Raw genomic sequence first — 14,788 nt, 5'->3', positions numbered from 1 at the left:
AAAAATTAAACTAGTCCTCAAAAACCACTACTCCTTTGGCGTTTTTACCAGCTAGCATGTCTTCAAAAGCTTGTTCTAAGTCTTTAAACTCATAAATGGTAGTTACCATTTCATCTAATAACAAATCCCCTTTTTTATACAAATTAAGTAAAATTGGAAAATCAATTTGGGGTCTACATTTTCCATAAAGGGGATTAACGTATATTTTATCCCATTCAAATAGTTGCATATCAATAGTCACTTCCTCTTCAATGCCACTTACTTGTACTGCTGTTCCCGCATTACGTACCATGCCTAAAGGTGCGGCTCCGAGTGCAGGTATTGCGGTACATTCAAAAGCAAAATCAGCTCCTCCATTCCCTACCAACTCTTTTACTTGCTGCGTAGCATTTTTTAATCCTTGATCATTTCGATCAGCCAAAATAGTATGCGTAGCTCCAAACTGTTTTGCCATTTCCAAGCGCGTTGGATTGGTATCAATAGCCACAATTTTAGCTGCTCCTGAAATACGCGCTCCCTGAATAACATTTAACCCAACACCACCATTACCAATCACAGCCACGGTAGATCCTGGAGTTACTTTTGCGGTATTTACGGCAGACCCGTACCCTGTCATTACCCCGCAACCAATAATGGAAGCCGAACTAAAAGGAATATCAGTATCATATTTTACAACTGCCTGTTCTTTAACAACAGTATGTGTTGATAGCGTACCTATATTAAAAGAACGTTCAATTCCTTTACCTTTATACAATGAGCGCTCTAAAGCAGCATGACCTTCAGACACTTCGCCATCAGGCAAAGAATCACCTGCCACTACTGGCGAATTATTTTCGCATATATGTTGGTTTTGTTCCTGGCATTGAAAACACCTTCCGCAAGGAATAGCCCAGTTTAATATTACTTTATCCCCCACCTGTACGCTTTTTACAGACTCTCCAACAGCCATAACCACACCTGCTCCTTCATGCCCTAAAATTACTGGTCGCCCCCAATGTAACGAGTCATGATCCGTATGGCATAAACCAGCTGCCTGAATTTTCACCAATACTTCATCCCCTTTTGGCATACCTACCTCAATTTCCTGTATGCTAAATTTACCTTTACCGTCTGTTATAGCTGCTTTTGCAATCATCAATTATTTTTTAAACTAATTTTTGTTTTACTATGCAATTTACTACTAGTATCCGCCTAAAAATTTAACTTTATTGATAAATTATTATATTTTATTGTCATTCAATTTTATTCTTAAAAGTAATAAGTTAAAAATGAATCACTATAGACTAAAAGTACCATAGTTTCGGTTATGACTAAAAGTCATTACTTTTTAAACATCCATTTTTTGCAATTAGCTATTAGCATTTGCTCTTGTAATATTTTTAGAAGCTATTTTAATAACGGTATCGGTAGTTGGCATAAGTAATGGTATATTGAAATAAGTGCGAAATTTAAAAATATGAGATTAAATGCGGGTATTTTAATCACTAAACTAAGTGAAACAAAAACATTTTACACTCAATTGCTTGACTTTAAAATTAAATTTGAAAATGATTTCTATTTGCTCTTACAAACTCCTAACGGAAAGGATAGTTTGAGTTTTCTGCTTCCTAATCATCCTACACAACATCCTATGTTTCATGATGCATTTGCAGGTAAAGGAATGTATTTAACCGTAGAGGTTAATAATGTTGATGCCTTGTATGCCCGCTTGCAACAAAAAAATGCCCCAATTAAAGATGAAGATTGGGGCAAACGTCATTTTGCAATACAAGACCCAAATGGTATTGGAATTGATTTTGTTACCTATACTGAACCAAAATAATTACTGACTAAAAACTTGCAGGATTGCACTACTGACATGGCCTCCTGCGTCAGGAAAAATAACACTTACCGTATTTTTTTGCTTTAGTATTCCTTTTGGCACGTCAACTTCAAGTAATCCAAAAAAACGATCACGTAGGGATTGATCATCGCCTCGGTAATTATTGGGTACTTTTAAGGCTACTCCATTTATGGTGACTGTTGGATGTAAACTCTTTCCGTGATCCCTGCCTATTCCAAATCGTAATACAGCTTTACTTTCAGTAGCATTGGGTACATTTTCAAAATTAAAATGAATCGCTTTTCCTTTTTCAATTTCTTGCAAATATGTGGTTGCATGGTATTTTGTTTCAGTTATCGTTTTTGTTGTTTTAATAGGCTTCACAAACGTATATTTAAGTATGGCAGTAGCTTCAGCACCCAATACAAAAGCCTTATCTTTTTTTGGATTGAATTTGTTATGCTCTAAAATTGGACCATCTTCATCACCATACAAATGCTTTGCCGTAATAGACTTTATAATATTGTTTGACATGCCCAATAGATTCAAATCAATGTTTTGATCCTGCATTTTTAAATTACTTAAAATAATATAAGCGCTATTTTCTTCTACATAAGTGTCTACTAAAATATCCAGATTTGATGTTTCTGTTTTTACTCTGGTACCGTTTACGTCTGACCATAATTCATAAAATTTTACCAGCTCAGTAAACACCCATTTTTCACCTTTTTTGCCTTTTCTGCTACCATCTTCTTTAGCTTGTCGTAACAATCGCCAGGAATATGGTACTTTTTTTCTTCCCCATTCAGCTTTGGTTACTATAAACGGAATACTTTTTAATATGGTTTGTGGCCTTTGCATAAATGAAAGCATTAGCGGGCTTATGGATTTAACAAATTGCCAATCACGCTCGGCTGACCAAGAGCGCCATTCCAAGGAATGATCCCTGCCACCGTATTCCGAAATCATGAATGGTTTAACCTTTCCAAATTTTAAGTAGCTATAGTGTTCCATCATGTCCAAAGTAGCTTCTACCCTGCTCCCTTTATGATTTATTGGCCCATGAAAAGCTTTACCATTATTGTAATGATGCTTGTTGAAGTCATATAAATGTACCGATATAAAATCCATATGCTCCCCGCTGGTGTCATAAAATAACTTCATTCGGTTATGCCAGCGCTGAAAATTATTTTCTTCAAAAACGGGAAAAGCCGTGGTGTAGCCCCCAATCATAACATCATTGAAATTGGCGCGTATCCCTTCTGCGGCAGCATTATGAAACTTAAAAATTTCAATAGGCTGGTGATCCCCTGTAGTTACTAACTCATACAAGGGTTCATTCATAATTTCAATGTATTTGGGTCGTGGCATTCCTTTAATTATAGGCTCATTTGTATTCCTATAAAAATTTTTCAGGTACCGCCCCATAAAATCTCCTGATGCTTTGGCACCTCCGATATCCCACCCTGGGTTCCCTTTAAAGGGTTTGGTAGTTTCGCCAATCCAAAAGGGATGTTCCTGCCCACCTACCACTAAGTCTAAACGATAGTCATACTTATGCTTATCCGCCATTTGTACGCCATATCTTTGTTCTCGGTAAAAAGCACCTTGATTAACAATGTGAGTAGGTTCCACAAAACCGGGTTGCTCCTCCGACTCCTTAGATTGATTCATAAACCACCCCATACTGCCATTATCCCGACCCAGATACACGTCCAAATCGTTTAGTATGTATTCCAACTTACCATCTTCGCCCTGCCAACCTTGATCGCTTAATGTGGCGTGAATATTAATAAATTTTTTACGATCAAATGTTGAAATACCATCAATTTGGTGCTTTGTATCCAAATGTACATCAACTGCAATCAATTGAGAAAAAGTAACACTACTCCAAACTAAAAAAATACCAATAATCACTTTTTTTATTCCCCACATACAACCTTCTTTTTTAATAACAAACACTTAAATTTACCATCCTGCAACTTAACTTTTTTACCCTAAAAATACAATTATTCTCAAAAAACAAACTAAATTATTAACAATAATACACTTAAATTATGAGTATACTAGATAATTTTCTATTTTGTGATGTGTTAAATTAAAAATCATTTAAGTAAAAATATGTTGAAACTTAACCCAAACAACTAATAATCAATTTAATAAATAATTGTGAATTTTGTAAGAATTTTATTGTTTTCCCTTTTTTTCACGCCTTTATGTCAAGCTCAGGATGCAACTAAGTATACATTTAAGCGAATAGGACAAAATTATGGCTTATCAAACAATTGGGTGTACAGTATTTTTCAGGATGACATTGGATTTATTTGGATAGGCACGGGCGATGGACTAAATAGATTTGATGGCTACCAATGCAAAACTTACCGCCCTAAAAATGAATTTAATAACTCCTTAGGAAATATTGCTTTTAATAGTATTACTCAAAAACAAAAAGATGAACTTTGGACGGCTACCTCCAGTGGTTTGTATATTTTTAAAAACAACCAATTAACACTTCATAAAGCAAGCCCAAAACTTAATTATAGGGATGTTTTTACTGAAAACGAAAGCACCACCTGGCTTACCAGTCAATCAGGATTAATAAAGCTAAATACCAAGGACAGTACTTCCATTAATTTTAGTACTAATCCCAAGCATCCGCTTTACAAAAAAAGGTTTTATAAAATTTTTCAGGACTCTAAAAAGAATTTATGGTTTACCTCCACAGGATGTATTTTTAAATACAGTCCAAAGACTCAAAAATTTGAAAAGTTTAGCCATTTTGAACATCTAAATCCACAAACTAAACACGATGTTTTGGCCATAACCGAAGATAAATCCGGTACTTACTGGATAGGTTTTGGTCAGGATGGATTGTTTTACTACAATCCAAAAGAAGGGTCGAAAACTTTTAAAAAATACAGCGATGGAACTATTTTACATTTGCACGTAGATCAGGATAATATATTGTGGATAGGAAGAGCTTCCAACAAAGGGCTAGAAAAAATTGATTTAAATACCCATGAATCTACTATTTTTAAATACCGAATTAGCGATCCCAAAAGTATTAGCGACAACTCTATTTTTAGTATCCTGGAAGATAATGCTGGCGACATTTGGGTAGGTACTTTTGGGGGCGGACTAAATTACACCAGTAAAAGGGAAAAGAAAATTAGAACAATTGACAGAAACTCCAATGAAACACCCATTGAAAATAACTTAGTAAACGAAATTGTGGAGGAAGAACAGTTTTTATGGATTGGTACCGAGGGTGGAATTTCTAAACTAAACAAAAAAATAACACTATAAAACACTACACCTATCAAGCTAGTGATAAAAACAGTTTAAGCCGGGACCCTTTTCATAAAATTTATAAAGATAGTCGCGGTAATTTATGGGTGGGCACTTGGGATGGATGCTTAAATTTATACAATTACGAAAAGGATAACTTTAAACGTTATTTAGCTTCTTCAAAGGAGGGTAATATACACAGCGATCATGTGTTGACTATTGCCGAAGACCAGCAGCAAAGGCTTTGGATTGGCACTGCAGGTGGTGGACTGTATCAATACAATTACCAAAATGACAGCTTTAAAAGCTTTCAGCACGTGCTGAAATATCCTGATGGGAATTATGTAAGGGACATTACCAACATTCAACAAACTCAAGAGAGAGCATTACTTTTAAACACCTACCATTCACTTATATTTTTTAATCCTGACAACAACACCTTTCAAGAATTTCCATTTAACACTCACCAAAGTATAGAACCTATATTGTTTATGTGTTCCCTTTCGGACTCTAAAAATAATATTTGGATTGGCACTAACATTGGCATTTTTCAATTTGATAAAAAAACAGAAATATACATTGCTTATAACAAGTATAAAGAATTAACTGATTTATCTATAAAGTCGATTATCGAAGACAAAAACGGATTGCTATGGACTTCCACTAATAACGGTATTTTTAAAATTAATGAAAAAGATAATTCCATTACCAAATATACCAAACAGGATGGTTTTGCCTCCAGCGAATTTAAAAAAGAGGCTGCTTATATGAATAGTAAGGGCACTTTTTATTTTGGTACCTCCAACGGATTAAATTACTTTAATCCTGATGCGTTAAAAACCAATCAAAAATCACCTTCTTTGGCTATTACCTCTTTAGCCGTGCTACATTCGCAACCAAATGAGCGTTAAAAATACCAGTCGATATTAGAAAATCCCAACACGAAAAAAAAATAAAGCTTAACCACAAACAGTCTAGTTTTGTAATTTCATACACCGGTTTAAATTACCTGCATCCTGAAAAAAACAATTACCGTTATAAATTGGAAGGGTATGACAAGGTTTGGATTGATGCAGGCACCTCCCTAGCAGCTACCTACACAAATATCAAACTTGGGAATTACGCCTTTAAAGTATTGGGATCCAATAACGACGGAAAATGGTCCGAATTACCAAAAATATTACTCATTAACATCAGCGCACCTTGGCACAAAACCGATTTATTTAAAACACTTTTAGCCATTTTTGTATTAATGCTCCCGTTGATTTTTTATTTTATGCGTCTTACTTTTTACAAAAGACAAGAACGCCTTTTAAAGGAACAGGTGGCTTTACGAACCAATGAGATAAAAAAACAAAACAAGGAACTTTCCGACCACAGAAATCATTTGGAAAAACTTGTAGAAGGCCGTACTAATGAACTAAATAAAGCGAAATTAAAAGCTGAAGAATCGGACCGACTGAAATCAGCATTTATTGCCAATATGAGTCACGAAATTAGAACTCCAATGAATGCTATTTATGGATTTTCTAATTTATTGAATGAAGAAGATATTAGTAAAGAAGAACGTTCCGAATATATTGAGATCATTAATAGTAGTTACGATAGCCTTTTGGTTTTAATTGATGATATTTTGGACATTTCCATACTGGATGCTCAGGGAATTGATTTACAACTTAACGAAGTAAACATTTTTACGTTTTTAAGTGAAATTGAAACTATTTACAAACAAAAGGAAACCGACCTTTTAAAACTGCACTTTTTACATACCGAAATTCAAAAAAACACAGTAATCCGTACCGATCCGGTCAGGCTAAAACAAATACTGACCAACCTGCTTAACAATGCCTTTAAATTTACTGAAAAAGGGCTGATATCTTTTGGCTTTGAATTGTCAGCAACTTCCAAAAAAATTACCTTTTTTGTACAAGATACTGGTATTGGTATTGCGGAAAAGGACTTGGAGGTTATTTTTAATCCGTTTTTAAAAGCAGGAAATAATATTGAAAAAGTGTATCGGGGTACGGGAATTGGCCTTTCGATTTCGCAAAAATTAACCCATACTTTTAAGGGCAGTATCCGGGTGGCATCTGAAATTGGTAAAGGCGCAACATTTTATGTACAAATACCGACTTATACCACCTAATTTGATCGCTACAATGCTTTATGCCCTTTTTGTCATTTCTTGTATATATTAATAGGTAATCAGGCATTTTTTCCGCTTACGCCAGAAATACAAAATCTATCTCCGAAAATGATACCGTTTTAATAAAGAAGAATGTATCTATATTCATATTATTTTTTTTAAATCGAATTGCATTGATTTTAAGTTAAATGAGAATTAGTATCTTAAAATTTTAACTAAATCGTTTTAGTTTTTGAATACATTTTTAGTATTTAGATTTAAATACCCCCAAGTATGTTAAAACCAATCAACATATTAATCTCAGAAGATGAGAATTTAAATTTCGTTTTACTTCAAAAGCTATTACAGCGCATCATAAAATCTCCGCTGAATATTCAGCATGCTATAAACGGTAAAGAAGCCGTTGAATTTTGCACTCAGGATACCGATCTTATTTTAATGGATATTGAAATGCCAATCATGAATGGTTTTGATGCTTCAGAAATTTTAAAGCAACGCTACCCTAATATTCCAATTATAATACAAACGGCACATTGTTCCAAAGACCATCGCCTAAAGGCTAAAAAACTAGGCTGCAATGCTTTTTTAGCAAAACCTATAATCCGAAAGGATTTTGAGTCGCTTGTCAGTTACATTTTACCAGCTGTAGCGGCTTGTTAATCTCTTTTTTAAATTGAAAGTACTGCAGTCATTAAACGTTTTAACCCGATTTGTGCACTTTAATTTCACTAGCTATTGATTGGAATTAAAATTTAAATTCCAATTGCACATCTATATTTTTGGGAGTGTCTTTTTGCTTGGTTTTTACATTATTTAAATTGTTTAAGGACAAACCAAGCAAACGTACCGAATTTTCCATTTTTTGTTGGTACAATAGTTCCTTAGCAACTTCAAACAACAAATTCGCATCACAAATATAATAGGCTATTGTTTTGGAACGTGTGTGCACTGAAAAATCACTGTATTTAATTTTTAAAGTAATGGTTTTTCCTGCCACATCACTTTTGGTCAGTCTACGCGCTAACTCCTCGGATAACTCTTTTAAGCGTTCTTCCATAAAAATTTCCGAAGCTAAATTTTCATTAAACGTACGTTCTGCTCCAATAGATTTTCGGGTACGATGAGGTTTTACAGCACTATGATGTATCCCACGAACAATCCGATAATAATGTGCACCGGACTTGCCAAAGTTTTCGGTTAAATAGGCTTCCGTTTTTGTCTTTAAGTCTGCCCCAGTGTAAATACCCAAGGCATACATTTTTTTTTGAGTTACTTTACCCACGCCATAAAACTTTTTAATGTCCAAAGCCTCTAAAAAATCTAAAACTTCTGTGGGATGTACGGTTTTTTGTCCGTTAGGCTTATTATAATCGCTAGCTACTTTGGCAATAAATTTATTAATTGAAATTCCTGCCGATGCTGTTAAACCCGTTTTTTGTAAAATTTTTTCACGTATTTCTTCGGCAATCAAAGTGGCGCTAGGATTTCCTTTTTTATTAACGGTAACGTCCAAATACGCCTCATCTAAGGATAGCGGTTCTACCAAATCTGTATACTCAAAAAAAATAGCCCGTACTTGCTGTGACACCTCTTTGTAACGCTCAAAATGATGCCTTACAAAAATAAGTTCAGGACATAGTTTTTTTGCCACCACACTACTCATGGCACTGCGGACACCAAACTTACGCGCCTCATAACTAGCTGCGCTAATTACTCCACGATCGGAACTGCCGCCCACTGCAATAGCCTTGCCTTTTAAATCAGGATTGTCCCGCTGCTCCACCGATGCGTAAAAGGCATCCATATCCACATGTATTATTTTGCGCGACGTATCAAAATCCATACAACAAAGATATTGGATTTTCTAGTTCAAACGAATTCAATAAACAGTGCTAAACAGTTCTCGATACATTTCCATTCCGCTACCGCTGCATGGAAATACTCGAACCAGTACTTGATTATCACTGAAATTATATCACTAAACAAAATGTCTCATCGAGTGCTTTGCGCAATGCAATGGAGCATAGTGTATCAAGATGCGCTACTCAACCACTTAATGCAAAAAACCACACGCTTACACGTGTGGCTTTAATAACAATGATCTCTGACTTTGTTAAATTCGGTTTTATTCTTTATAAAGCTTGTATACGTTAGTACCCGATCTTATAATGTATAAACCTGCGTTTAGTTCATTTTTTATAGTTTCTTCCTCATCTTCTTTTGAATTAATTGTTTTTTCAAGAATAATTCTACCCGTTAGGTCGAAGATTTTTAGTTCTTTAGGTTTATTCTTTTCTTCCAAACTGCTTAGTGTTTTAAACCCTGATGCTGTTGCAGAAAATCTGAATGGAACAGAACCTATAACTTTACCATCAATTACAAATAATAAGTTATAATTACCAGGCGTAAAAGTATCAAATATAATATCTGATGCAGATATAGTAACGCTTCCTCCTCCAACATTATTAGGTCTCAAACTTGATATTCTAACATCTCTAAAAGCATTTTTATCTCCATTATCTAGCTTAGTATCTCTTGACCCATAAAACTTTAAAGTTGTATTATTTGAAGCTGCATTACCTGTATTTCGAATTGAAGCAGAAATATTAAAAGAACTAATAAAACCACGTAATGAATGACGATCGTTTACAGATGAACAACTACTACAATCGCTAAACACCGTTGTTTGATTTTTATCAAGAGTTAATTTTGGCTCTCCTGATAGTGTTGGGTTAGTTCTACCAGGTGCTGTATAAGTCAATACTTTTTCTATACCCTTATATTTAGCTACTAAATAAAATTTCTTCCCTGGTATACTTACTGTTATATTACTCCATATTGGTGACCAAGTTTTATGTACTTCATAATTCGTAAAAACTAAATTATTGTCCCTGTCTTCATTCCAATATTGAACTCCAATTGAAGTTTCTGGTGATATACGCTCATAGTAAAGAAATAAACCCACACTACTATAAGTTCCTTTAATTTCAAATTGATAATCAAATCTTTCAAATTGTTTGAAAGTTTTAGAACGACTAGCATTAATCTTAAGGTTTTTGATGTTTAACTCTTGCCCAAAAGCAATACTAATTGATGTTAATGCTATTAGTAAGCTCAATAATTTTTTCATAATGAATTAAATTTTAAGTTATATTCTAAGGTGTTGACTAATAATATCTTATCCACCACAATACTTATTAAGTGATTATTAAATAAGCAGTTACACATTTTATAATTATTTAAAGTGATCTACTTGTATGTTATTTGAAATAATTTGTATTTATTACAACTAGGCCTAATATGAAACAAAAAAAGACCGCGAATTGCGGTCTTTTTTTTACTCTAAAGTTTATAATTCTTGACTAGAAAGTTGGAAAAGTAAAGTTTGTCCATCCAAACACAGAAGTATCTGCTCCTGTATTAGCTGTAGCAGGCACAGTAACTGCTGCCTCTGTAGCATCTCCTAATTTTATATCTGTTTCAGAAATTCCTGTTCCTGACACATTCACAGTTGAAGCTGAATTTGCATTTCCTCTTCCGTCTTCAAAATCAACAAAATCCGAAAATCCTGACTTAATGTCATCACCATCTTTATCTGTTCCTAAAAACACTCCATTATCTGGATCTATTACTAATGCATTAATGATATTAGCGGTCGCACCTCTTCTTACCTTTATAGCATCATTTAAGGCAATACCGTCATTTTGATTTACAATTGTTATATTCTCCATCGTGAAAGAAGACTGTCCTATATCTGATGGTGATTTACCATCCAAGTTTCCGTCTGATTCAATCCCTCTAGGACTAGAGGTAACTAAATTGAAATTTGATTGTCTAATTCCATAGGCATTTTTTAAAGTTCCTGTCCAACCCTGCGAAACATCAAACATATCATCTCTAGCATTTACAACTAACAAATTAGTCACATCAACAGAACCACCAAACCACTCAATTGCATCATCATCTCCATTAAGAATAGCAATATTAGAAATTTTAGTACCTGAACCAACTCCATTTAAAGTTAATCCATTATGCTCAGCATCATCACCAATACGTGCTCCTGTGTATTCTAAAATTACATAATTCAATACCCCAGAATTATCTGCTGCATCATCACCACCAAATAAAATATCAGTTCTTACTTCTGTTGCTGCTTCGCTAGGTGCTCCTGCTTGTCTACTAATTGGTGCTCTACCATTTATAATTAAACCTCCCCAATCACCAGACCTTTGATTATCTGCACTTGAGGTGAATCTGATAGGCTGAGATGCTGTACCTTCTGCCATAATTTTCGCACCTCTTTCCACAATAATAAATGCATCTGTTCCTCCCGCTGTTGCCTTAATTGTAACACCTGGTTCTATAGTCAAAGTTGCACCAGATTTTACAAATAACGTAGTTGTTAAAGTATACTCTCCTGCTGTTAAAGTTCTGTCTGAAGTTAAATTCCCTGCTATATCTGTTGAAACTGATTCTCCAGGATTTTCACGAGGCTCTCTTGATGAATCATCATCAGAGCAACTTACCGAAAACAATAGAGCTAACGATACTATTGGGATTAAAAATTTTTTCATTTTTCGTGTATTTAAATATTAATTTTTGACAAAAATATATTGACAATAGATAATAAATGTTAAAATAATATTAACTAATTGTAATTTTTAAATTTAAAAAGAATGTGAATATCCGATACTAATATCTAATCCAGTATTGTACTTGCTTATAGTAATATCCTCTACATTTCCAGCTCCTTCTCTCTGGAATTCAAAATCTTGATTCAAGATATTTTTTACCTTAAAAGATATCGCTGATTTTTTATTGAAATTATATTTAGAAACAAAATCTAAAGTTGGAACTCCTTTTTCCACAATATTTTCAAATCCTCTAGTTCCTATTGAGTATATTCTATCTGAAAAATAATTAAATACTAAAGAAGTTAACAGTTCTTTATCATTATCATTTTTGTAATTATAAACTAAAGAAGAATTTAGCAACACTGGTGTGGCACCTTCTAATTCATCTTTTTCATTTGTAAACGAAGCAAATACATTTGTCAACTCTTGATCTGTAACTAAGTATGACCCATTGAAATCAACTGTTAGCGTATTGAAATCGTCTGCAATTAAATTCTTTCTCAATTCTAGTTCTAAACCAAATACTGTTGCTTCACCCCCTACATTCAAAAAAGTTAATGTATTACCTGCACTAGGCACTTCTGATCTTGCAATTGGATCTTTTATGTTTTTGTAAAATCCAGATAAAGCAACAAACTCATCTCTTTCAAAGAAATATTCTAATTTCAAATCTGCATTAATATTTTCTGATGGAAATAGATTTTGATTTCCTTGTATAGAATTATTTATATCTTGATACAAAAATGGAGCTATCTCTAAAAACTGTGGTAAAGTATAACTCAAACTACTTCCTAACCTAATATTCATTTTATCATTTACAGCATATTTTAAACTTAAACTTGGTAAAAAATAATCTTCATCAATTAAAGCTAAACCGTCTGTTAAACTATTAGCGATATTAGTATTAAAATCCACCTCTAAGTCAACTTGCTCATATCTTAAACCAACCGATGCGAAAAATTTCTCACTAAATTCATAATTGAATTTTGTATAAAATGAATTAATAATTCTTTCCCCATCATAGAAAAAAGGTATAAAAGCTCTAGGATTTCCTGCCCTTCCTCTACCAGTGATTAATCTAAAAATATTATTAATATTTGATTGATTAAACGTAGCGTCCAAATCATCAATATCTAAACCAAAAGTTGTGTCAAAATCATGATTAAAAATAGTTGCATCAAAAGTTCTGAATGTATTACGATAATTATACCCTACAAATAAATCTCTGTTTTTATCATCATCTTCATTAGAAAAATCAAATTTGAAAAAAGTATTAATTGCATAATCATCTTCTTCAAGTCTCGAAAAATATCTTTCATTATTTCCTGCACTACCTGGGTTTACAACAAAATCACCTCCCCTAACTAAAATATCATTCGATCTACGGTCAGGTTCTGTCGCTATTATTTTATTATACGCTCCAGACGCGCTAAAATCAATTTTATCTGTAATTTCGAAATCAGATATCAGCTGGTTTACTATTAAATTATTATCATTAATTTGCTGTCTTCTAACAAAATTTAAGTCCCCTACTTCTTCTGGCGTATCCAAACCAAAAGCTTCTGTTAAATTTTGAGTGTTTTTATGTATATAAAGACTATTTAAAGCAATTTCATGTCCTCCAAACGAATACTTAAAGTTTCCGAAAAATTGTTGTGATACTTCATACTCATAAGAAGTCCTAGCTTGATCTCTAAAAACAGTTCCATCATTAGTTGTTTGCCTTAAAGGACTCTCTATTCTTTGGTAATCATTTTGGATATTTGCCGTAGCTAATACTTTTAATTTATTATCACCTATATAAAACTTTTTACCTCCAGAAAGTGAAACACCTAAATTATTTTGAAAAGACTGAACACCATCGTTGTTAATCGAATTTTCGAAATCATAAAAATTCAAATTGTCAATTGGTATATTTGAGTCAGTAAAACCTAAATCAGTACCACCATCAATGTTTACAAAGCTTCTATCGTAAGTATTTGTATTTATACCTGTTGACACATCTAATTTTAGAAAATCTTTTCCTGATAATTCTTTAGATATAATATCCACATTGGCACCTGTAGCATCACCATATAAAGATGCATTATTATTTTTATTAATATTGACAGATTGAATTAAGTCAGTACTAAAAAAATCCAAGTTGATATTTTTAAAATCAGGATTTTCAGAAGGTAAAGGAAGACCATTTAATGTAGTTGTATTATATCTATCTCCTAATCCACGAACAAAAACATTTTTTCGTCCTTGCTGTTTAGTAATTCCAACAACTTTAACAACTGCTCCTTCAGCATCACTAACTCCTTTTTTACTGATTTCCTTTGCTCCAATAGCCTGCTTAATCTCCACAGCCTTCTTCTGCTCAACCAACAATGCACTTTCACTTTCTTTTACAGCAGATGTTCCTTGAACAATTACGTTACTTAAGGAGGCTGCTGAGGCACTTAATGTTGCATTTACAGTTAAAGTTTCACCATCTTTAACCAAAGTGTTAGGAAACTCTTGCGCTTCGTAACCCACAAAACTTATTACCAAAGTATAAGTACCTGGGTCAATATTTTCGATTACATACTTTCCATCAAAATCAGTAGTTGTTCCTTTTGTTGTTCCTTTTAAATATACGTCAGCAAAAGGTAATGGGCTTCCTGCTAATTCTTTATCATTAACAACTCCTTGAATATTACCTTGTGCAAAGGTAACTGTAGATGCTAATAACAATAAGAAAAATAAGGCTTTTTTCATAATAGATAAATTTGATTATTTTGATTTTTCAATTCGGTGCAAAGAAACCATCGTAATGTTATCTCCATGTTAATAACTGGTTACTTTTGTGTGATGATAAAATGTGAAAGTTATGTTAATGTTAGTTGGTATTTTTTGTACTTACACCTGTATTCA

At 33.4% G+C, this 14,788-nt stretch carries 11 protein-coding genes; 5 read left to right on the top strand and 6 right to left on the bottom strand.

From position 1 onward, the window contains the following. Nucleotides 1-10 precede the first annotated feature (10 nt). On the bottom strand, nt 11-1,135 hold the full coding sequence (locus GMC_RS0115720; protein WP_010523049.1) for a Zn-dependent alcohol dehydrogenase: 1,125 nt from the start codon (nt 1,133-1,135) through the stop codon (nt 11-13). A 321-nt stretch (nt 1,136-1,456) separates the two neighbouring features. On the opposite strand from GMC_RS0115720, the gene GMC_RS0115715 reads away from it, so the two are divergent. Beyond that, the gene (locus tag GMC_RS0115715) at nt 1,457-1,822 is read left to right on the top strand and encodes a VOC family protein (RefSeq protein WP_010523048.1); all 366 of its coding nucleotides are present in this window, start codon (nt 1,457-1,459) and stop codon (nt 1,820-1,822) included. Here the strand turns inward: GMC_RS0115715 and GMC_RS0115710 are convergent, their stop codons facing one another. Next, the gene (locus GMC_RS0115710; RefSeq protein WP_010523047.1) at nt 1,823-3,757 is read right to left on the bottom strand and encodes a hypothetical protein; all 1,935 of its coding nucleotides are present in this window, start codon (nt 3,755-3,757) and stop codon (nt 1,823-1,825) included. 234 nt (nt 3,758-3,991) lie between these two features. Between GMC_RS0115710 and GMC_RS0115705 the strand changes: the two genes are divergently transcribed. The 4 genes from GMC_RS0115705 (at nt 3,992) to GMC_RS0115690 (ending at nt 7,916) form a co-directional block, all read left to right on the top strand. Then, nucleotides 3,992-5,128, top strand: a complete 1,137-nt coding sequence (locus GMC_RS0115705; protein ID WP_010523046.1) for a ligand-binding sensor domain-containing protein — start codon at nt 3,992-3,994, stop codon at nt 5,126-5,128. Further along, complete coding sequence (locus GMC_RS0115700; RefSeq protein ID WP_094766310.1) at nt 5,125-6,021, top strand: ligand-binding sensor domain-containing protein; 897 nt, start codon at nt 5,125-5,127, stop codon at nt 6,019-6,021. Before GMC_RS0115705 ends, GMC_RS0115700 begins: the two co-directional genes overlap by 4 nt. 2 nt (nt 6,022-6,023) lie before the next feature. Continuing rightward, nucleotides 6,024-7,256, top strand: coding sequence for an ATP-binding protein (locus tag GMC_RS20140; protein ID WP_316928986.1), 1,233 nt, complete (start codon nt 6,024-6,026; stop codon nt 7,254-7,256). Nucleotides 7,257-7,529: 273 nt separating this feature from the next. Continuing rightward, nucleotides 7,530-7,916, top strand: coding sequence for a response regulator (locus GMC_RS0115690; protein ID WP_010523043.1), 387 nt, complete (start codon nt 7,530-7,532; stop codon nt 7,914-7,916). Nucleotides 7,917-8,001: 85 nt separating this feature from the next. Here GMC_RS0115690 and dinB read toward each other — a convergent pair whose 3' ends face one another. From dinB to GMC_RS0115670, 4 genes are all read right to left on the bottom strand, one after another. Beyond that, nucleotides 8,002-9,099, bottom strand: a complete 1,098-nt coding sequence (gene dinB / locus GMC_RS0115685; RefSeq protein ID WP_010523042.1) for a DNA polymerase IV — start codon at nt 9,097-9,099, stop codon at nt 8,002-8,004. A gap of 282 nt (nt 9,100-9,381) precedes the next feature. Beyond that, complete coding sequence (locus GMC_RS0115680; RefSeq protein WP_010523041.1) at nt 9,382-10,386, bottom strand: CARDB domain-containing protein; 1,005 nt, start codon at nt 10,384-10,386, stop codon at nt 9,382-9,384. 232 nt (nt 10,387-10,618) lie between these two features. After that, the gene (locus GMC_RS0115675) at nt 10,619-11,830 is read right to left on the bottom strand and encodes a beta-helix domain-containing protein (RefSeq protein ID WP_010523040.1); all 1,212 of its coding nucleotides are present in this window, start codon (nt 11,828-11,830) and stop codon (nt 10,619-10,621) included. 93 nt (nt 11,831-11,923) lie between these two features. After that, nucleotides 11,924-14,632, bottom strand: coding sequence for a TonB-dependent receptor (locus GMC_RS0115670; protein ID WP_010523039.1), 2,709 nt, complete (start codon nt 14,630-14,632; stop codon nt 11,924-11,926). Nucleotides 14,633-14,788: the final 156 nt, after the last annotated feature.

It is taken from the genome of Aquimarina agarivorans, from assembly GCF_000218485.1.
In the GTDB taxonomy this organism is placed as follows: domain Bacteria; phylum Bacteroidota; class Bacteroidia; order Flavobacteriales; family Flavobacteriaceae; genus Aquimarina; species Aquimarina agarivorans.
The sequence above is the reverse complement of the archived record's forward strand: the minus strand, read 5'-3'. Positions and strand labels throughout refer to the sequence as shown.